The sequence below is a fragment of the Stenotrophomonas sp. Marseille-Q5258 genome (assembly GCF_946900935.1).
GTDB lineage: Bacteria > Pseudomonadota > Gammaproteobacteria > Xanthomonadales > Xanthomonadaceae > Stenotrophomonas > Stenotrophomonas nematodicola.
In genome coordinates, this window is the sequence record NZ_CAMPPN010000030.1 from 19,737 (window position 1) to 40,343 (window position 20,607).

Annotated in this window: 15 protein-coding genes and 3 pseudogenes; 6 read left to right on the top strand and 12 right to left on the bottom strand. The window is 60.4% G+C overall.

Features of this window, described 5'->3' with window-relative positions:
- The first annotated feature begins 106 nt into the window (after positions 1–106).
- On the top strand, positions 107–2,902 hold the full coding sequence (locus tag OC534_RS16970) for a UvrD-helicase domain-containing protein (RefSeq protein ID WP_153165336.1): 2,796 nt from the start codon (positions 107–109) through the stop codon (positions 2,900–2,902).
- A 99-nt stretch (positions 2,903–3,001) separates the two neighbouring features.
- On the opposite strand, the pseudogene OC534_RS16975 reads toward OC534_RS16970, so the two are convergent.
- From OC534_RS16975 to OC534_RS16985, 3 genes and pseudogenes are all read right to left on the bottom strand, one after another.
- Positions 3,002–3,274, bottom strand: a pseudogene (locus OC534_RS16975) (energy transducer TonB); the annotation flags it as partial.
- Positions 3,275–4,640: 1,366 nt separating this feature from the next.
- On the bottom strand, positions 4,641–5,504 hold the full coding sequence (locus OC534_RS16980; RefSeq protein WP_262072231.1) for an MBL fold metallo-hydrolase: 864 nt from the start codon (positions 5,502–5,504) through the stop codon (positions 4,641–4,643).
- Positions 5,501–6,355, bottom strand: a complete 855-nt coding sequence (locus OC534_RS16985; protein ID WP_262072232.1) for an MBL fold metallo-hydrolase — start codon at positions 6,353–6,355, stop codon at positions 5,501–5,503. The genes OC534_RS16980 and OC534_RS16985 overlap by 4 nt, the downstream gene beginning before the upstream one ends.
- A gap of 101 nt (positions 6,356–6,456) precedes the next feature.
- Here OC534_RS16985 and gcvA point away from each other — a divergent pair, with 101 nt between their 5' ends.
- From gcvA to OC534_RS17000, 3 genes are all read left to right on the top strand, one after another.
- Positions 6,457–7,389, top strand: a complete 933-nt coding sequence (gene gcvA, locus OC534_RS16990; protein WP_262072233.1) for a transcriptional regulator GcvA — start codon at positions 6,457–6,459, stop codon at positions 7,387–7,389.
- A gap of 300 nt (positions 7,390–7,689) precedes the next feature.
- Complete coding sequence (locus OC534_RS16995; protein WP_262072234.1) at positions 7,690–8,061, top strand: hypothetical protein; 372 nt, start codon at positions 7,690–7,692, stop codon at positions 8,059–8,061.
- Positions 8,062–8,352: 291 nt separating this feature from the next.
- Positions 8,353–9,312 (top strand): hypothetical protein, encoded by a 960-nt coding sequence (locus tag OC534_RS17000; protein WP_262072235.1) that lies wholly within the window; start codon positions 8,353–8,355, stop codon positions 9,310–9,312.
- 59 nt (positions 9,313–9,371) lie between these two features.
- Here OC534_RS17000 and OC534_RS17005 read toward each other — a convergent pair.
- The 3 genes and pseudogenes from OC534_RS17005 to OC534_RS17015 all read right to left on the bottom strand — a co-directional run bounded on the left by OC534_RS17005 (position 9,372) and on the right by OC534_RS17015 (position 12,394).
- Positions 9,372–9,920: pseudogene (locus tag OC534_RS17005) on the bottom strand (integrase core domain-containing protein).
- Positions 9,921–10,500: 580 nt separating this feature from the next.
- The gene (locus OC534_RS17010) at positions 10,501–11,154 is read right to left on the bottom strand and encodes a hypothetical protein (RefSeq protein ID WP_262072236.1); all 654 of its coding nucleotides are present in this window, start codon (positions 11,152–11,154) and stop codon (positions 10,501–10,503) included.
- 83 nt (positions 11,155–11,237) lie between these two features.
- Positions 11,238–12,394: pseudogene (locus OC534_RS17015) on the bottom strand (IS3 family transposase).
- Positions 12,395–12,405: 11 nt separating this feature from the next.
- Between OC534_RS17015 and OC534_RS17020 the strand changes: the two are divergent.
- A complete protein-coding gene (locus OC534_RS17020) occupies positions 12,406–12,750 on the top strand; it encodes a lipocalin-like domain-containing protein (protein WP_262072237.1) in 345 nt (114 codons plus the stop codon).
- A gap of 61 nt (positions 12,751–12,811) precedes the next feature.
- Here the strand turns inward: OC534_RS17020 and OC534_RS17025 are convergent, their stop codons facing one another.
- From OC534_RS17025 to OC534_RS17050, 6 genes are all read right to left on the bottom strand, one after another.
- Positions 12,812–13,417 carry a hypothetical protein gene (locus tag OC534_RS17025; protein WP_262072238.1) on the bottom strand — a complete coding sequence of 202 codons (606 nt, stop codon included), beginning with the start codon at positions 13,415–13,417 and terminating at the stop codon, positions 12,812–12,814.
- A gap of 890 nt (positions 13,418–14,307) precedes the next feature.
- Positions 14,308–15,888: a DUF4365 domain-containing protein gene (locus tag OC534_RS17030; protein WP_262072239.1), complete on the bottom strand. Its 1,581-nt coding sequence runs from the start codon at positions 15,886–15,888 to the stop codon at positions 14,308–14,310.
- Between the two features lie 1,176 nt (positions 15,889–17,064).
- Positions 17,065–17,799, bottom strand: coding sequence for a hypothetical protein (locus tag OC534_RS17035; RefSeq protein ID WP_262072240.1), 735 nt, complete (start codon positions 17,797–17,799; stop codon positions 17,065–17,067).
- Positions 17,792–18,172, bottom strand: a complete 381-nt coding sequence (locus tag OC534_RS17040; protein WP_262072241.1) for a hypothetical protein — start codon at positions 18,170–18,172, stop codon at positions 17,792–17,794. Before OC534_RS17040 ends, OC534_RS17035 begins: the two co-directional genes overlap by 8 nt.
- Positions 18,169–18,993 (bottom strand): AAA family ATPase, encoded by an 825-nt coding sequence (locus OC534_RS17045; RefSeq protein WP_262072242.1) that lies wholly within the window; start codon positions 18,991–18,993, stop codon positions 18,169–18,171. Before OC534_RS17045 ends, OC534_RS17040 begins: the two co-directional genes overlap by 4 nt.
- A gap of 790 nt (positions 18,994–19,783) precedes the next feature.
- Positions 19,784–20,197: a hypothetical protein gene (locus OC534_RS17050; RefSeq protein WP_262072243.1), complete on the bottom strand. Its 414-nt coding sequence runs from the start codon at positions 20,195–20,197 to the stop codon at positions 19,784–19,786.
- 202 nt (positions 20,198–20,399) lie between these two features.
- Between OC534_RS17050 and OC534_RS17055 the strand changes: the two genes are divergently transcribed.
- The coding region (locus OC534_RS17055) for a DUF1153 domain-containing protein (RefSeq protein ID WP_262072244.1) at positions 20,400–20,607 on the top strand (208 nt) is incomplete at its 3' end.

Below are 20,607 nucleotides of genomic sequence, written 5' to 3' on the forward strand. Positions count from 1 at the left end.
CATCTATCGAAACAAGCGTGCACAGAAGGCCTGCTCTATCATGGAGCCCGATAGAGGCCCGCTCTGGGCCAGTACCCCACGCACGCAGGCAGTATCAAGGATGGCAATCGATTGGCGCCCCTCTGGTTGGGGCAGGCTTCTGACTCGATCCCCGCATTGGTGGCTTCGCCTGGACGGCGACCACGTCGAGCTCAGCATCGATGGGCAGCGTCACCGGGAGTTCCTCACGGATGCGCATCGGGTGCAGGTGATGCCGGGTGTGCTCTGGTCGCGCGTGGCCGTGGAGCGCGATGCGGGCCCCTGGCTGTCCGTCGATGGCCTGCCGAACGCCCACGGTGTCCAGCTCGCCTCGGCCATCGACGTAGTGCTTCACGAACGCCGCAGGCGTGAGCGCAAAGCGCTGTTCGACACGGTGCTGGGCCAGATCCTCACCTGGTTGGGCGCTGCCCGCGCCCTGATCGACGCGGGCGACCGCGGCCGTCGGTGGATTACCCACGAAGAGCAGGCCGCCCTCCTTGACGCCCGGCCCGTCCTGCCCGTGGCCGCGCCGGATCTGGAACCGCTGTTCCTCGACGCGGAGATACACGGCGACCTGCAGTCCCCACCCCATCAGCGCGCCCTGTCTGCCCTGCACGACTGGACACTGGACTGGCCGGCGGTGATCGCCCACGCCAACGAGGGCATGACCACCCGCGAACTGGTCCTGGCCAAAGACCTCCTGGACAAGGTCGAAAGCCAGCCGCTCACCGAAGAGCAGGCCCGTGCGGTGATCTGCTTCGACAACCGGGTACAGGTCGTCGCATCGGCCGGCTCGGGAAAGACGTCCACGATGGTCGCCAAGGCCGCCTATGCGATTGACCGCGGTTTCGTCGCGCCCGAACGGATCGTCATGCTGGCGTTCAACAAGGATGCCGCCAACGAACTGCAGGAACGTGCGCAGCGCTCCTTCGCCCGTCTGGGCATGGCCGACACCGTGGTCGAAGCCCGCACGTTCCATGCACTGGGCCTGGCCATCATTGCCAAGGCCACCGGTCGCAAGCCGGACATTCCCGCCTGGGCCGTCGACGCCGCGCAGGGCTTCCACAAGCTCACCGAACTGGTGGACGACCTCAAGGACCGCTCCACCCGTTTCCGCACCCAGTGGGACATGTTCCGGCTGGTGTTCGGCCGCGACCTTCCGCCGTTGGGCGAGGACATGCTGGCCGATGGCTACGACCGCGAAGGCAAGCCCTACATCCGCACGCTGCAGGGCGAGCGGGTCAAGAGCATGGAAGAGTGCGTCATTGCCGACTGGCTGTTCTACAACGGCGTGAGCTACGAGTACGAACGTCCGTACGAGTTCGATACCGCCACCGACGCCCACCGCCAGTACCGGCCGGACTTCTACTATCCCGACGCCGCCCTGTATCACGAGCATTTCGCGCTGGATGCCAATGGCCAACCGCCCCGGCACTTCGCCGGTTACATGGACGGCATGGTCTGGAAACGCGAGGAACATGCCCGGCGCGGTACCGCACTGGCCGAAACCACGTCCTTCGGGCTTCGCAGTGGCCATGCCCTGGACTACCTTACCGACCGGCTCAGCGCCTCCCGCGTGGCGCTTGACCCCAATCCGGATCGCGAGCTGCCCGACGACGGCGCCAAGCCGATGCCCGATTCGGATCTGATCGGCCTGATGCGCACGTTCATCGCCCATGCCAAGAGCAACTGCCTGTCGCTCGATGACATGGCCGCCCGCCTGCAGCAGATGCCCGAGGACCACTTCAAGGAACGCCACCGCCGCTTTCTTGAGATCGCCGGCCCGGTAATGCAGGCGTGGGACAACGCCCTGACCGACGAGAAGAGCATCGACTTCGAGGACATGCTGAACATGGCGGCCAGCCTGCTGGAGCAGGACCGGTATGCATCGCCCTACGACCTGGTGATGGCCGACGAGTTCCAGGACGCGTCCCGCGCACGTGCCCGCCTCTGCCGCGCGCTGGTGAAGCAGCCCGGCAGGTTCCTGTTTGCGGTCGGCGACGACTGGCAGTCGATCAACCGCTTCGCCGGCGCCGACGTCTCGGTCATGACCGGCTTCCGCGACTGGATGGGGCAAGGCCAGGTGCTCAAACTCGAGCAGACCTTCCGCTGCCCGCAAGCCCTGTGCGACATCTCAAGCCGCTTCATCGGCAGGAATCCAGCCCAGATCGACAAGGTCGTCCGCTCGGTTACCCCGGCGCACGGGCCGGTACTGCTGGCCTTCCAGCTCGCCAAGCGCGACGAGGTGCCTGACGGGGTGCGGCAGTACCTGGCGGCACTGCACCAGCAACTGCTCGCCGGCGAGATTCCCCGCGGTCGAAACGGCCGCGTCTCAGTGTTCGTGCTCGGCCGCTACCGGTCCGACCGCAGCGTCGTGCCTGCCGATTGGAAGAGCGCCTTCGGCAGCACGATGGACATCGAGTTTCTCACCGCCCATCGCTCCAAGGGCAGGGAAGCCGACTACGTGATCCTGCCGGGCATGGTCAACCGTGGCTTCCCCAGCCTGCGTTCGGACGATCCGGTGCTGTCGCTGGCGATGCCCACCGGCGACACCTACCCGCTGAGCGAAGAGCGCCGACTGTTCTATGTCGCCCTCACCCGCGCCCGGCGCACCGTTGCGCTGTTCACGCTGCTGGGAAAGAACTCACCCTTCCTGGACGAACTGGTCAAGGACGGCGCCGTCAAAATCACCGGCGTCACCGGCATTCCCGTCACGGAAGAGCGCTGCCCGGTATGCAAGGTCGGCGTATTCGTGGACCGGACCGGGCCGCACGGGCCGTTCAAGTCCTGCTCCAGTTATCCGGCGTGTCACAACAAGCCGAGATCGAAGGGGCAGTGGCCACGCGCCGTGCAGAGCGCGACATCCGGAACGATACAGCGCTGACGCTCCCGTTTTGCCCGACCATTCAGTAGCGATGGAGCGAGGAAATCCGGGGGCGATCAGACGGGTCCTTGAGACGCCGGAGGCTTCCGCAGCTATGCACTAATTGAGCGCGAACGTGACCGGCACGCTCACCCGTCCTGCCATGCCAACCCCGTTCTCCTGCGCCGGGTTGAACCTCCATTTCCGCGCGGCTTCCATTGCCGCCCTGTCCAGGTCACGGTTGCCCGACGTTTTTGCGATGGCCACGCTGGTGACCGCGCCGTCGGCGGAGACATCCACGGTCAGCGTCACTTGGCCTTCTATCCCGGCACGGAACGCGGCAGGCGGATACCGCGGGGGATTCATGCTCTTGGACGTCGCGTCCACCGTGGCTTCACTGCGGGACCGGGTCGGCTGGGATGCCTCCTCGGCGGAAGGAGAGGCCGATGCCGCCGGCGCGGAGGCCGTCGCAGGCGCCTGGGCCGGCTCGCCCCGGTCTCGCCGCATCTGCGCGCGGGCCTCGGCGACCACGTCCGACGGACACCCCTTCTGCGCCGCTTCTTTTGCCGCCTTGCCAAGGAACTCGCACGCGCTCTGGTCGCCCTTGCCGCCCATGCAATAGTCGTTGGCCAGCAACGACGATTTGGCAAGCGACAGGCATTCCTCGTGAAGCGCCTCTGCCGGCGTCCTCGTGGTCACGGCACACCCTTCCATGACCTTGTTGGCCACCCAGCCGGCGATATCGCGGCAGGCAGCAAAGTTGCCCGACTTGCAGTTGGAACGCGCCTCTTCCTCGCCCTTCGCAATCACTTCGCACGTGCCACCGGCCGCGGCCGGCGCCTCCTGCGGCGGCTCGCCGGCCACCTCGGCAACATCTGCGGCCGCACTGGCGGCGATGCCGCTGGCAGGCACCTCTTGCTCGAGCGGCGCACCGGATTCGATCATGTCCGCCAGAAGAATGTGATTGAGCCTGCCACCCACAGTGGCGATACCGAAGCCGCACACCGGCACGCCGCGCGTACCGAACATGGGCGACTCCCTGCCACCGGTCACCAGCTGACCCTCGGCGATGCGCCGGTTGATGACGGCGCTGCTGTTCGGCGACCACACCTCGTAGGCCGATGCGCCGACGTTGACCGTGCCCACGGAAAGGCTGTCGCCATTTACCCGGACGGTACGGCCAAACTGCGTTGCGACGCCGTCGAAGAACACCGCCTCGCCGGCCTTCAGCGGCCCGGGTTCGCTGGCGAGATCCCGTCGGCCCACCGATGCGTCCAGCGCACCGGAGGTGGTCGCGCTGACGAAGTGGATCTTCATCTCCAGGCAGGTCTTGCTGGCACCGTCGTTGGCGTTGGGATACGCCTCCAGGTACGCATCCAGGTGCTGCTCGATCGCGGCGAGGTCCGGATTCTCTTCAAGCCCCTTCTTCTGCGCGCACCCGACAGCCAGCATTGCAACAGCGAAAACAACCACATTCCGCATGGACCGCATGAAACCCCCTGTTGTACTGATGACCAACGCTCATGTGCGCGCCAATCATCCACATCGCATTGCAGCGCAATGCTTCCTTTGAACCCTCCAACGCACGCATGTCCTCTGGGCTCGAGACGGCCCCACGGGTCCATGAATGCCCCTCCCGCACTACGTCGTCCTTACGGGCAGAGGATTCTACTTCGGAATGTTCACCTTGCTGACGGCCCCCTGTGCAACCGCCGACGTACGCCATCCCCGGCTGGCGGCGCTGGACATACGTCACCCGTCATGGCCACGCCACCCACGCCCCCGGCTGCACTGGCTGGACAGTCAGGGTGCTCGTTCTGGCCTGCACGCCCAGCGTGCGCAGCGGCGCCTCCACTTCCTGGTACTCCGCAATGCCCGAGATGCCGTAGTGGATGGGCACGATGGACCGCGCGCCAAGGACGGTGGCGGCAGCAATGGCCTGTTCGGGGGTAAGCACGCCCGGCTGTCCGCTGACCGGTTTGCGCCAGCCGAACCGGGCACCGTTGATCGGCAGAAAGGCCATGTCGAAAGGACCCAACTGTCGCGCGATCTTCCACCAGTGCCCGTGCCACATCGTGTCACCGCCGTGGAAGATCCGTCGCCCGCCCGCCGACACCACCCACGACACCTGCGGGTCGCCGTAGCCGTCCGACGCGGGCACCGCGGTGGCGGTGAAGTCGCCCAGCAACTGCGGCTCCCACAGCGTTGCAGGACGCGCCCGGGCTTTCGGGGGAATCGGGAGCGGATGGGTTCCGGCGGGCTGGATCACGGTGCCCCCCGCGTGCAGCGCCTGCGCCACGGCACCCGCATCGAAATGGTCCGAGTGCACATGGGTGAGCAGGACGCTGGTCTCCCCCACCGCATCCGCGACCGGGATCAACACGTCCGGCAGCGCCGCGCCCCACTCGGCGGCATTGGTCAACGGATCAATGAACAGGGTCGAGCCGGGGAGCTGGAGACGGATGCCTGCCCAGGCCAGCCGCTGGATGCGCAGGCCGCCCTGTATCGGCACCTGCGCGGCAGCGAGCGATGCGGGCAGCAGCAGCGCCGTCGCTCCGGCCGCACAGCCGGACAGGAAGGCCCGTCGCCCCACCCGGACACCGCCCGATGCAGGCGCGCTCATGCGACCTCCGTCGGACGCGCCAGATAGGTATCCAGCTCGAAAATGCCCTGGGCGTCGATCGCCTCCAGATTGCGCTGGTGCCAGATCCGCTCGAAGTCGGTGGGTTCAACGCCCGGCGCGAGGCACGCGTCCATCGGGATGGCCGCAATCCTCTCTCCCAGCGGCCCCGCGTCTGCCTGCGCGCGCAGGGTTACCACGGTGCGCCGTAGGTGCTCCAGATAGTGCAGCGCGTTATCGAGCACCGTGGCATCGAACGCGCCGATGTGTCCGCCGACCACGGTGCCGCGCCCAAACTGCCTGGCCCGCCCAATCGCCGTCCGGATCTGTGCCGGGTCCGCCTTGGAGAGATAGACGATACTGCCCACGATGTTGTCGCCGACGCAGACCAGATCGGCGGTGGGGACATCCACGCTGAGGTGGTCCAGGGTCTTGCCCGGGTTATGCAGCAGGCGAAGCTCATGGCGACCCCAGCCGATGCGCATCGCGCTGTCGAACACCACCTGCGGCTCACGGTAGAACGCATCCACGCGGCGGTTCTGCGACAGGAAGGTGTGGCGATAGTTGCGATGCGCCACCGTCATCGCCTCGGGAAACACGGTGAGCCCGGCGATGTGATCGCTCATGAAATGGGTGAAGACCATCATGCGTACGGTCTTCCCCATCTGCCGGCACAGCAGATCGCGCAACCGCCGGGCATCCGCCGCACTGCCCAGGGCGTCGACCAGCAACACGTCGCTCCCGTTGAAGAACACGGTCGCGACGGACGCATGTTCGTCGCCTACGCATAGCGAGACGTCCGGACCCAATGGTGTCAGATGCACGGCGGCTTCCCTTGAGGTGGAGGCCGCCATGATTGCCAGCAGCCCCGAGGCTGACAAACGACATGATTTGACCTTCAGGTTAGAAAACCTAACCTGATAGGATCGATCATCGGTGGTGGTTGGAGCCCTGGATGAAACCGCGTCACGCCCCTCCTCTCAACGCCCTGCGCGCATTTGAAACCGCTGCACGTTGCCTGAGCTTCCAGAAGGCCGCGGCCCGGCTTTTTGTCACGCCGGCGGCCGTGAGCCATCAGGTCAAACGGCTCGAGGACCATCTGGGCATCGCGTTGTTCGAGCGCGGCCATCGGACCGTCACGCTGACCAGCGAAGGTGCCGCCCTCGCCACCTCGCTGAGCGATATCTTCGAGATGCTGGACCTTGCTCTGGACCGCGCTTCGCCTGCAGCCACCGCCAACCTGCGCGTCAGCACGATGGAGTCCTTTGCCGCCAAATGGCTGGCTCCGCGGCTGCCCCGCTTTCACGCCCGTCACCCTGATATCCAGGTGCGGATCGTCACCTCCGACCAGTTGGCGGACCTCGGTCGCGACGGTATCGATATCGCCCTCCGCTATGGTCCCGGAGCCGGTTACGGCAACCCGGCCGACCTGCTGATGGAGGCACCGGTGTTCCCCGTCTGCGCGCCAGGGACCCTGCGTGCCGACGGCCTGCCTCTGACCTCGCCCGCCGATCTCGCCCACGTCACCCTGATCCATGACCAGAGCGCGGAGGGCCGGCCGGGGGTGCCCGACTGGGCCGCGTGGCTGGCGTTCGCCGGCGTGCCGGCGGTGCGTGCGGATACCGGCCCGGTGTACCCCAGCATCTACCTGGCCCAGGAAGCGGCCCTCCACGGGCACGGCGTGGCATTGGGCGTGGGACCGCTGGTGGAGGAAGACCTCCGCGCAGGACGGTTGATCCGCCCCTTCGAAGCGCAGCTGCCCAACGCGTATGCCTTCTGGACGGTCTGTCCGGCTGCGGGGCGGAAGGTGGAAGCGACGGATGCGTTTCGACGGTGGTTGGAGGTGGAGAGCAGGGCGTCGCGCTCTCTTGATGATCGACCAACCTAGTATTTGCACGAGGCCATCAGTTGTTGCAGAAGCAGGCTACATGCCTGCCTATGAGGCCACAGTGTTGTTCTGCCTCGGTTGAATCGCCAAGCGTTGCAACTCGTTGCATGTCGCTCCTGTCCGTCAGCCCCTATCTTTTCCCGTCAACTCTCGACGGTTCCGAGCCCAGAATGTCGTGGGATAGCGTTCGTGAGGTCGCGGGCGCGCCCTGGTTGACTTCTGCCGGGAAGGGCTGGCTGTGCGGGATTCCGGAGATATCGCAGGAACGCGACTCAGCGCCCCTTCAGACGTGAGTTACAGATGATCGTGAGAAAGTACGATGACATTGACTGGCACACCGGCGGAGACTTTCCAGCCGACCTCAATGCTTCCCATGCCCGCACCCATATCGCCCTCTTCCTGGAGTGGGCCATCCGTCGCGGGCATGAAAGCGACACGCTTCGCTCCTTGCATCCTGACGCGCTGCATTCAATTCGCCAAGGACAGCTGAGCGGAAAGGACCTGCTTGCCCAATGCTGCGATGACAAGCTTACGAGCGACGACTTGTCAGAAACGGGAAATGGCTTCGCGCAGGCGTACTACGAAGCATCCTACCTGGAGGATTACGTGGATCTTTCTGACGATGATCTGCCGACCCTTTACCACGAACCCTACGACCAGAAAAAAGCATGAGACATATGCGAAAAGCTCGATGCGCGATTTCACCAATGGTCGAAACAACTCGACGATGAATGACGTTTCGCTGGACGTGGTGGCGCTCACCCTCGTCCCGCCCTTATGTCAACGTGGAATTCCGCCACTGTTCCGCGCGAGAGTCGCGTCACGCGACCAGCCAGACTACGGCTGACATCTTCGAAGTAGTTGCATGGTCGACACAGGCGGTCTTTGCCAGGATCTCCGGTTTCATCCTGGCGTCGGGGCTGCACACGCCCGCCACGCCCGTCTCCCCCATCCGAGCACTACATGCCTATTTCCATCAAACACTTGCTGCGCTCAGCGCTGCTTCTTCTGCAGGCCACCGTTGCCCTTGGGTGCGCCAAGCCGCCCCACCCCGCGCAGCTTGTACCCGGAACGTCCGTCAGTCTGGCTCCCCCGTCGGGATTCTCGCCCGCCTCCACCTTCACTGGCTTCATGAGTGAGGATGGCCGGGCAAGCATTCTGGTCGCCGAGCTGCCCGCCCACGCCAGCGAGGCAGTGGCAACGCTGTTCGTCGATGAACAAACCGCCCGTCGTCAATTCGCCACGCGCGGCGTCCTGGTCAAGCATCTGGAGTCGCTTGACGTCGAGGGGCGCGCGGTTCCCGTCGCGATCGGCACCCAGAACGCTCATGGGCAGACGTTCAACAAGTGGATTGCGCTGTTCCCCGGTTCTCCTACGGTAATGATCACGGTCCAGGCACCCACGGATCACGCAATGAAGCACAAGTCCGCAATGATGACCCTGACCTCCGTCAAGGTGAGCCCGCCGGCGTCCCTGGAGGAGCAACTTGCAGCCCTCCCCTTCACCGTGACGCCGGAACCGCCGTTCCGGATTGTCGATACGCTGGCAGGCGCCTCGGCCGTCCTGACCGCGGGCGAACTGGATACCGACCTGGAGGGCCGCCAACCTCTGCTGATCGTCGCGTCCCAACTGTCACTCCCCTTCGGTTCGGATGACCTTGCAGACGTCTCCGATCAACTGATCGCCGGCACACGCGAGATCCAGCACGGTACGGTTGTGTCGAGGCACGATGTCATGTTCGCAGGCATCGCCGGACATCGCGTCAGCGGCCACATGCCTGATGGCGGCACGTTCCACCACTATCTGGCGCTCTGGCCGGGCCAGCGCTTCGTTCGCCTGGCCGCCATTCTGCCTGCGGGGAGCAGCCATGATGTGCAGGACGCTGTCACCGCTGTGGCCGCTTCGATCCGATTCCGGGAGTGAGTTCCGCCCGAACTGTCCGTGCTGAAAGCGCTCTTCAGGCAACGTCATAACGGTTCTCCCTACGGATGGGCGGCCGGTGTCAGGCCGCCCAGGATCGTCTTCTGTCGTTCCTCGTTGTATTCCCGTCGCAAGGTTTCGATCTCGCTGCGGGCATGCAGCCGTGTGGGAAACCCTTGCTCGTTGAGGCATTCGTCGCGCAGGTGGGCGTTGAAAGTCTCGATGCACGCGTTCTGATTCGGTCTGCCGGGCGGGATCAAGGGCGCCTGCGCACCTCGCTCGCAGGCGCACGCCACCATCGTGCTGCCGCAAAACGCATCGCCGTTGTCGGTCCGGATCACCTGCTGCCAGTTCAGCACCCGCACCACGCCGTAGGCGGAGATCGCCCGCTCCACCTCAATCGCCACCGCTTCGAGCGTCCCATCGTCGACGATGGTCAGCGCATTGATTACAGGATCCCGGGCACACTCATGCCGCCGAACGTGCTGCGCCACAGGTAATAGGACGCCTCACTGAACCCGTGCCGGTGGCACAGGTCATTCACCGCCATGCGGGCCTCTGCCCAACGGAGAAAGCCGATGTTCTGCTCTTCGGAAATAGCGCCTTTTCATGTCCAATCTCCGTCTCGTTGGGGATTAAATGCCAAAGCGCGGTGCTCTGACCACTGAGGGGAAGTCGAGATCAGCAATCGCCTTGTGTGGGTCAACGTGCATTGCAAAGCGCCTAGCGCCGTCATAGCGTTCGCGCCACGCATCTCCGCACATTCCAGGCAGCGCTTCCCGCCTTGGCTATGGACCCTGGCGGTGAGCTCAGCCGCAGCCTTGGCATGACAACCTGCAACTCACCGGGAGCACGTTGACGAAAGGCGTAGGTGCCTGATGAAGCGCGGATGAGGTGATGGGGGATGCGCATTCGGGAGATGTGTCCCGATCCGTGCCCCATTGGCATTAGACGAATATTGGCGGGGAGAGTGGGACTAGACGCCCCCTCTCCTAAACCCTTGATCTTCCTGCAGAACCCAGACCGGGCTGTGTCCTGGTGAGTGTCCTTCAAGTTTATGACCGGCGAGTGGGCCAAAGCAACGTATCCGGAGATGACATCCTTAGCCAGCGAACCATCATGACTAGTCAGCTTCTCGTAGTGAAGATGCCTTCTCAGGAAGTCAGCTTACCTCCTGTCTGGATGATTCACCTAAGTGCGCCGCCATAGTGATCCAAGTTCTTCCGACCCTCGCATCCGCGCAACTTCCAAGACATGATCTTTGATGTCAGGAACGCCATACTCGATGACCAATTCCACCACCTCTTTTTGCGGCAATCCACTACGCCTCACGGGATACTCATCAATAGGCTTGAAGATGGAGGCATCACGTGGATGGGGCATCGGCCAGGTGTTCCCTGAGTTCATGTGACAAAGCCGAACGCGTGACGCATGGCTCGACAGTAGACTTGCAGTGTCCACAGTCAACACGTCGTGCTCGAACTCGCCATATGAATTGAGCAACCGGAGCAAGCGCTCTCTCTGCGCCCAAAAGAACACCTTCCCATTGATCAAGCGATACCAGTCAGCGGCACTTACAGCAGGCGGCAATGCCCTCTCGATCCGACTGGGTGGCATCGGCTTCTGGTCCCGCAACACGATGTCGTCCGAAAGCCCTGGATGTATCGACGCCATCTCGTGACGATGCCCATCTTCAAATTTTGCGCGTAGAGGACCACTGATATTCAGTCTGTCCAGCGCGGCAGTTGCAGAGAGCAGTCCTCTGGCATGAATGCTCGGCCAAGAGCCAGCATTTGCCATATGAAAAATGCGCGGATACCTAGCTATGAGATGCCTGATTTCCACAGTAATGCGCCTCGCTCAAAACGAGCAGTCCAGTTTCTGCGGTCAATGATAGACCGCAAGTCTTCAAAGTCCGCATCCAGGTTCTACCCCGCTATCACGTACGGTTCTAAAAGAGTTGCAACCTTCTGATCCTGCCTGGCGACCCTTCGCCGCATCCTTGGGTTATAGCGTCGCTCGATGTAGTCAAACACATCCGCTCGTGCTGCACCCAGTGTCGGATAGTTCGTTCGATAGACTCGCTCACGCTTGAGTAGCCCAAAGAAGCCTTCGCAGGCCGCATTGTCGCCGCAATGTCCCACAGCGCTCATCGAGCAGATCAGCCCGTTAGCCGCGAGATATGCCTGGTAGTCACCGCTGCGGAACTGACTGCCACGATCCGAATGCAGGATGACTTCGTGGCTGCCTTGACGCTGCCAGACCGCCATCTGCACCGCCCGGATCTTCATCTGTCGATCCTGTCGATCGTGCATTGACCAGCCCACAATGCGCTGGTCGTACAGATCCAGCACGATGCACAGATGCAGCTTGCCCTGACCGGTCTTGATCTCGGTGATATCGGTCACCCACTTGGTTTCCGGCTCCAGCGCGAGAAAATCGCGTTCAAGCAGGTTGACCACGCCCGGCGGTGTCATGGCCGGACTTGCGCTCTGCCCGCGACGCTTGCACCGGGGCCAGCCCTGCAGGCCGTCGGCAGCCATCAGGCGCGCTACCCGGTTCAGGCTGACGCTCTGGCCTTCCTCAGCCTAGTCTTCGCGCATGCATCCAGCTCCCAGAGTACCCCAGCTGTCTTCATGCAGTTCACGCATCCTTACCACCAAGCGCTCATTTTCGACCTGTCGAGCACTCGCAGGACGCTTGCTCCATTCGTAATACCCGTTGGCCGATACCTTCAGGCAGCGGCACATCAGCCGAATCGGAAACTCGTTGCGGCAACGTTCCATCACTTGATACCTCAGGATGATTCCTTTGCAAAGAACGTCGCCGCTTCTCGCAAGAAATCCCGTTCCTTCTTCACCCGCGCCAGCTCGCGCTTGAGGCGGGCCAGCTCTTCATCCCCAGGTGTCCCGGTGCCGCCGAAGGCGACAGCGCCCGGGCTCTGTGCCTCGCGTTTCCAGCGAGTCAGCAGGGTGTCGCGAATCCCCAGCTCCCGCGCCACCTGGGCACAGCTGACGCCGGGCTGGCTTGCCTGCTCAACCGCACCACGCTTGAATTCGGCACTGAACTTCCTACGCTTTGACATGAACACTCCTCATGGCCTGGATCGGCCTTCTTGTAAGTGTCCGTGAAATCGGGGGTGAACCCGATTCGGCGCATCAGAGCTTTGCGGACGGGGACATGTTCGAGTGGGCTGATGCGGAGTACAGGGCAGCCGGCCAGAGCTACTTGGCCTGCACTGGCCCGTACGAGGTCAACGAGGTAGCTGGCATCATCCGTGATGAGATCGGTATCAGCCTGTTCCCAATTTGGGCGGGTGCGCGCCAGTCTCGCGTCGTCACGCTGATTGGAGATGAGCTGACGCTTTGTTTTGAGGCTCCCCAGCAGTCCGGCGCATTGTGGTCGGTCGACTTCATTTGCCGGCAAGCCGTGAAGCGCTAACGTCAAGGGGCTCGCCGCATGGCGAGCCCCATCTCATTTCCTGCAGCGCTAGCGCTGTCGATCAGTTCATTTTGCTAACAGCAGACGCGACGATCGCCCTGACTTCTTCCGCCTCGTATGGCTCGCTCGCGGTGATGAGCTTCTTGCGGGCCAAATCGACGATGATGACGTCTGCATTGAGCTCCTTGGCGTCGGCAACGAACTGCGCCAGATGCAACTGGGCTTGTGCCTGTTCCTCCTTGAGGGGCGCGTCCACCACATGCAGGTAGAGAAAGGCCAGCTTTCCATCCTGATGTGTGGCGATCACGTCCTGCCCGGTTGATAGCAAGACGCCATCAACAGTGGCCGAGCACTTGGGCGGGCTCTGTCGCGGGGTGAAGTCCAGATCGTCATTTGCAGCGACAATGTCTGCGACATTCCGGACAAGGCCTTCCGCCTTCTCCTTGAGCACCCCAGGGAACTTTGCCACCCGTGCGCATGCATCATTAGCGCTCATGCCAGAACAAACGTCCTTGGCGGCCAGCTTGATGCAGTTGGTGTACCAGAGTGGGAAGGACATTCCTTCCTCCTTGTTGCTGCGCTGGTACTTCCGAGCCTGCTCGGCTAGCTCTTCTACTGTTGCAACCGCCAAGCGGCTGGCTTTTCGTACGGTCAATCGATCAATCAATGGTCTAACTCCTTGTCAGTTGCGCAGGAGGTAGATCCAGATGGCCTGGCCATAGCAACATTCAGCTCTTCTATTTGGCCGAATTGCTGCTATCCTCGTTCGATTCGCTATTTGATGCTCAGGCTCTCTGGGCTCACTTCCTGCTTCTTTGGGAAGAAGCCGCCCCTACAGAGGGCGGCTTTTTTAGAGGGCACGAAAAAATCGGACATAAAAACCCTCTTCATACATTAGAACACCATTGCTCGTCCTCTGCAAGACGTTAATAATTCGTTTTTAGCTCTTGTTAATGTTGTGTTTAGTGATGCACGTCTCGTAATTTGAGACTGCGCCCCCTTTGCGCCCGCCGTCGTGGCTGGCCAACTCCACGGCCTGTTGAGTTGGCTCTGCATCCCCTTTCCCGGCTCCCGTGCCACCCTGCAAGGGGCGGTATTGAAGGACGTTGGAACCAGGCTCGCGTGGATTTTTGCGTCTATGCCCAGGTATGCTGCCAATGCGTAAGAGCCGGCCAGTGCGGTGGGTGAACCTGCCACTACTCCCGCCCCAAGGACGACCCAGTGCTTCCGGACGATGGCGCGGCGCTCCTAGATGGAAACAGCGAATGCGAGCGTGGCTGGCCCTACGAGTGAAAGTGGCCAGCTGGCGCCGGCGTCATGCTCTGCTGAGGATCTGCTGGAAAGGAGGAGCGCGTAGATCAAGGGGGTCAACCGCCCGGAAAGCTAGTCATTCTCGTTAGAAGAGCTATCTCTGTTCGTCGCCGTCGCGCGACATAGCGGGGAAGCCCACATCGATCAGGAACTGGCGCTGCAGATATTCGAACGAAAATCCAGAGGGAATTTTCGCTAGTTCATCCTTTAGAGGCATAGCCGGAGCCACTGAGCTGCAGAGGTGGATCAGAATTTGGCCGTGCGTCCGCCGGGACGCAAACTCTCGTCTCCGGTTACATGCAAGTCGTGCTCGGCAGATTCGGTCAGTTCAATGGTGGCACTGCTGCCATCGACACCGCGCAGAATCATTGATCCCTCTACAGGGCTATCAATCCGCTCGTAGTCAACTAATTTGATAAGCAGAGGAATCGTCCCAACGATCATGCCCGCTACCAGCAATGCGTGATTGACCTTGCAGCAGTAAGTGGAGTCAGTCGCTCGATCTGGGAAATCGACAATCCCATCAACCCTAAGCTCCGGCAGCTCAGTCGCTACTTTGCGACCGCTCAGAACGTTATAGAACATCTCAATTGCCATGATGTCCTCCGCGACGAGCCGTGTGCCCGGGTGAAGCGTGAAATCAGAGTCGAGCTGACGCGTTATGCACTGGAGGCGATAGAGGTCGCGAACCAAGCGGAGCACCCCTGGCGCTGGAGACTGAGTTTTCGAGAGCAGCCAAACTGTTCGAGTTCGACTGAAGCTGGTGCTCAGTACGAACCCTTCTTCTAGGAGGGACGCTGTAGCCCATGCTCCAAATTCGGCCAAGCCAGGGGCGCGAGCAAGTGGGCCCTTAATGAATTGCGACATGTCGAGACCCAGCCTGAAGATGGACCTTGGTGGGTCGTTACTCAGGTCGACGCGAAGCTCAAACATTGTGGACGTGAGCCCGCGACTGCGAATCGTCGCGCCTGCGGCTCCATGATATGCATCGACTGCTATCTCCATGGAAGGCGCGGACATCGCCGGACTCACTCCGGCTACCAGGGTAACGGCCCCTGGCTTTCCGTCTCGATGGATGTCAACTTTTGCTGGCTGCAATTGGTCAAGTTGAAGCTCGCTGAACAACGGCGAGCCGGAAACCTTCATGCCTTCAAGTTCCATGGACACCGGCAGTCCGAACTTCATGGCGTCCTCCATTGCTGCGGCATTCTCGAGGTCGCGATGGACCATCTCGATAGGAACGGAGAATCCGGCCTGGGCTGCCATGAGGGTATATGTCTCAGACTCACCGTGTGTGGAGACCGCGACGGAGAGTCGTGGGTCAAAGGAGTTGAGGTGTTGCTCCCTCCTCCGTGCGAGCCCGGCCACTGATCCGTGCACGGTCTCAATCGGCGCTAGCACCTTGTCGAGATAGGCCATAAAGGAGTCCTTGTCCTCCAATCGCTGCGCAATGTCCATGCCCACGGAAATTTTGCCTTCGCCTTCAAGTCGATCGCGGTTTGACTCCGCCCACCGTTGAGCATGCAGCCAGTACAACACCCCATCGGCAGTGGATCGAACAATGAACACCGGATGGGGATTGGCCAAGTACTGCCGCAACCTCGCCTTCTTTAACTGAGCGGTGATTCCTCTGCGGCTAGGGCGGGCCGTACCTTTGACCTGGACGAGAAAGCGCTGGCCCTTGTACCGACTTGAGTCCGGCTGGACAAACAGGTCGTACCCGATGTCCTGGCCATCCTTCGCGGTTGCCCATCCCCAAGCGACAAACATCTGCTTGGTGGCCAGTTCGGCCAGCTCACCGGTCCGCATGTTCTGAGGTAAATCCATCCAACTATCCCCCTGCTAATAGCTTGATCATAGTTGCCACGAGGCAGTTGGGCGCAGATTGGCGGATGAGAGAGTCATGGGCCAGGTGCCGTCTCTCGTTCATGGGCGTCTAGGGTCGCCCACGGCCAGGCTAGAATTACGGGTAACCGCCCTCCCGGCCCTCAAAGCTCCCCCTGGATCCGTTTCGAGGGCTCGCCTGGCGTGGCCTGCAGGCCATTTGGCGCCTCATCTCTTGACCCTGTTTGCTTTCGGCTAGGCCCCACGCCCGGGCCGGCCCGTCCACAAGGCGAAGTCGAACCGACAGTGCGGGAGTGTTTCAAGACCTGCCCTGACCTCCAATGGTCGCAGCCGGCTTGGTGTGTGGACGCATCGATCTAGCAGCGACCGCTGAGATTGAGTCATGGCCAATAGTCTTTCTTTCGCACAGATCAGTCGCCTCAAATGTGAAGCCAAGAAGGCCGTTCGCGAAGGCTCTGTGACGCATGCCGAAGCGCTCGACAGGATTGCCGCGGCACACGGGTTCGCTAACCGGTCCTTATTGTCAAAGACGCACGTCAGTCGAGGTGCGCCCCTCAAGCCCGCATCGGCAAAGGCAAGAGCGCCAGTGCAGAAGAGGTACTACTTGCATGGCGATCAGGATGAGACAGATTCCTCTCTCTTCTACTGCGTGCGCTGTGACTACTTCTGCCCGCCAGAGCACTTCGCGAATACCCGCCCTCATCCAGGGCAGTCTCATGAGATGCGTCATTTGGAGTCCATTGAGCGCTGGAATGAGCGAAGGGCGAAGGGGCGAAGGGGCTTGCAGAATGGCGTCGTCCCTCAGATCCGGTGAACCTCTTGGCCGCGGCGGCGGTGGAGGTGAATGCGCGTTATCAGAGCTCTCGCTCGCCCTTCCATCGATGGCTCTTGGCTCAGATCTCGCGAGACGATGTGGTGGCCGATCTGGCAGTTGACGTCCGTAGTGACAGCGGTTTACCCGTCTCTGCGACGTGCCCGGATGAGATTCGCGCATATCTCTCACAGCACGGAGATCATGCCTTGGATGCTCTGGATGAAGCATGGGATGAATTTTCTGCTGGACACCGCAGCGTGTGTTCTGCTGCGCAAGCTCTGGCGCCAACGGCGCCAGAGCTTGAGTGCTGGGAAAATCAGTTTCAGGGTGCGCCTCGTCGGCGCTCAAATCACGATCGCACATTTCTCCAGCAAAATTTTCTTAACCCTCTCTGAAACTAGCGGCTCAAGAGCGCTTCGCAAATTACCCATCGCCGCACCCTTCAGTTTGTCTTTGAAGTAAGCAAATATGATCAATATAGATATCTGAAATATCTCATGCTCTCTTTTCGCCCATTTCCCTAGCTCAGCAACGTCCGGAGCAATTGCGAAAATCGCACCATTCTCATCAGACATCCGAAACAAGTTATTGGCAGCATGCACTGCCTTTGAGAGCTCTCCGTACTCCTTGTCGAGACTATTCTTCAGTTCGTAAGCATCTGCTGCAACTCTGATGTCTGGATGCGTAGAGAAGTACTCCCTAAGCTCACGAGGGGATATCCGCCCCCCCGTGCTCCTTAGCTCCAATTCAACACGATGATCGTTGTAATAGAGGCCCGCCATTACATTCTCTAAAAAGCTGCGTAGCGATTGAAGCGCAGCCCGCCAGGACCCCATAGAAGCACAGACATGGGATACAAGGAGGTCATTATGCGCCTCATCAACAAAGCGTTTTGCGCCCGGGAGAAATTTTCCTGAAATCAGATCTCTCTTTATGGCGTTAAAGGCGGCAACCCTCGCATAGCTTTTCTCAAGTGCACCACTTCCCTTAGTCGAACTTAATGCTGACTCAAGCTCGGCAGGCAAACGATCAGAGAAGTTCCGGTAAGATTCAAGTACTGGCGCTTGAATTTTAGTCATTGCCAAGCAAGAACCTCAGGGCATTCGAAACTTCATCAGAGGATTTTGAGCGACGCTGAACATCCTCCGTTAATTTCTCTCTGGCAGACTTATTCTCCTCCAGATATGTAAGCAACTTTCCCAATACGTCGCGCGCAGCATCGCGAGGACGAATGATAATTGGCAAGTCATACTCTACAATTACACTCACCCACTCATTCTTACCGTAGGAGGAAAGCGAGGCGAGAGTCGCCAAGCTCACAGCAATCTCTGCGGTTTTGTCACCACCTTGCAGACCGCCTGGCTGCAAAGCACTACTCAGCTCTACGTTGGGCATGGCCTTGAGCGCCTTAGCCATCGCTGTCAGGGCGCTCGCCATATCATGAGTCTTCATGGCTTTTGCACTCTCGCAACAATCGCTTTACAAACAAGTGTGAATTCCGCCGTGGCGTCGCTATTTCCCATGTCAAAAACTGGCCTATTTTCTGCAGCCGATTGCGCCACTACCGATCGCTCTTTGATCTCGTGGGGAATAACATTTGCCCCAAACGCATCTCGGATCGACTGAGTAGTCTGCTCCTTAAAGTATGAGGTGCGGCCAACTCGCGAAAGCACAATGCCCGCGTTTTTTAGCTCAACCCTCAAATCCTTAGCCAGTTTATTTACCCTTGTAATCAGCAGGGCGATCCCTAGGGTTGACAAGAAGTCAGGGGAAACCGGCACGACAAAGTGCGTACTCATCGCCAATGCATTCTGCGTTGGCAAAGTTAAATTTGGAGGGCAATCACAGATTATGAAGTCGTACTTGTTCTTTATTTTTTCAAGCGCCCTACTCAACAATGTTTCGCGCGAAACAACTCCACCGATGTCCAGATCAATAGTAAATAGGTCGAGATGGGAGGGCAAAAGATCAACGCTCGGGAAGACATTCTTTATAATCAAATCATCAGGCTGAATATTCTCAGAGTCGAATTTGACATGATTTCGAGCACCCAGAAGATCAGCGACGCTACCTTTTTTGTCCGAGTGCTCTGACCAGGCTTGCGGCGTCACGCAAGAGAACGTGGCGTTTGTTTGTGGATCAAGATCGACTAGCAGAGTCTTCTTACCCTGCGCACCGCAATAGGCCGCCAAATTGACCGCCAAGGCGGTTTTACCAACGCCGCCCTTCAAATTCACGCAAGAAATCACATATGTCATATATTTAGCTGCCATGCAATATTAATTTAATTAGCCCCCACATTAAGTGATGGACTAAATCCTGTTGACATGTGCACAGGCGCGCATCCAAGGAAGACTCCGCGCTCATCATAATGTTAATACATCACAAACAACCCCGGCTACCTTCAACAACTAGCCTCGCAGCGCCAGCAAACCCGATACTGCCAGCACCAGTGCCTCAAACGCGGCGAACATCGAATGCCCCCCCCCCGTCATCTATCGTCGAGCATACCCTCACATTACAAAGGATGCACGCGGGATCCGCGACAAGTGGTTCAACGGCTTTGATCTGGGATGCATTGGGGGCGCAGTCATGCAGATCGCGCTGCTTGCTCGGTCCTTAGATCATGACCGGCAAGTGGTTGAACTATCTGGACCTGGCATTGCGTTTCGATTCCGGCGCACGGCGTCTATGGGGCAGCTTCGCGCGTCGAAAGTCTGAGCCACGTAGATGGGCCCGGCTACTACTGGGTGGCTGTTCCTGACGACCTTTGGTCAACGTCTGCTTACGGCCATGAGCGGACATACCTACGCAAGCCAGCCGCACTTGGCAGACCCTGCCGGCGCACGCCCTTATGCTGGCACCTCGCGGAATCAGGCCCGCTCGAGCGGCAAGCTCGGACCGTCGGTGCTACCGGTGCTCAGCTCACCCGCTGAAGTGCCGGGAAGTGCCTGGAAGCGCCTGCCGTCCCTTGTGAGACTCCCAGCGAAGCGCTTTCTCACCACCGAGATTACATTGCGCTAGATTCAGAATATAGTCTAGCGGCAGCGCCGCCACATCCCTCTAACGATTAGAACCAAAAGCGTTCTTTTTGCTCCCAAAGATTCTGGCCACTCTCCGGTCCGGTGGCGCAACAGGCCTATAGAGTTCCTCCGGATCAATACCGATCCGCTTGGCATTCACCTCAATCAATGCGAGCCGCGCCAGAAAAGAGTGAACCTGCTTTTCCAGCTTATCCACCTCCAATGTTGCTGCGTCGACACGTTCTTCAAGCGATCTCCGCCTAGTGTCTCGGCTACGCTTTGCGTGCCGTGCAGATCTCTTATCGGCAGCGGCGATTACAGCATCAAGTCCATACTTCTTTAGCACCCGGCGATCATGGCCAATCGACTTCGCAACTGCCAGCGTCGACAGAGGCATTTCGCCGTAGCGAAGCACCACTGCATCCGCGACATACTTGGCAACCTTCTCGGTCACTTGAGCTTCTATCGATGGCCTAGCCATGTTAATCCAAAGGCCTATATTTGGAGGGATCGTACTCGAACGGGGCCACGATCGCAGAATCATCTCCTGGCGCTGTCGCCAGAATGATACGCCCCCCCCTCATCGGTCGCTTTGAGTTGATGTAATGACCCACTGATTTCCTGCTCAGGCGTTACTTTCCCCGAAGGAGACACCGATGAGCGAAGTGATGGAAGAAGAGATCAAGCGTTGGACGGCCCGTCGCAAGTCGGCACTGGTCCTTGAGATCATCCAGGGTAAGACCACCGTGGCTGCGGCCAGCCGCCAGTTTGACCTGACGCCGGCCGAGATCGAGAGCTGGGTCGAAGATGGCAAGCGCGGCATGGAAAACGCGCTGCGGGCCAAGCCGGAGGACGTGCGCGAGC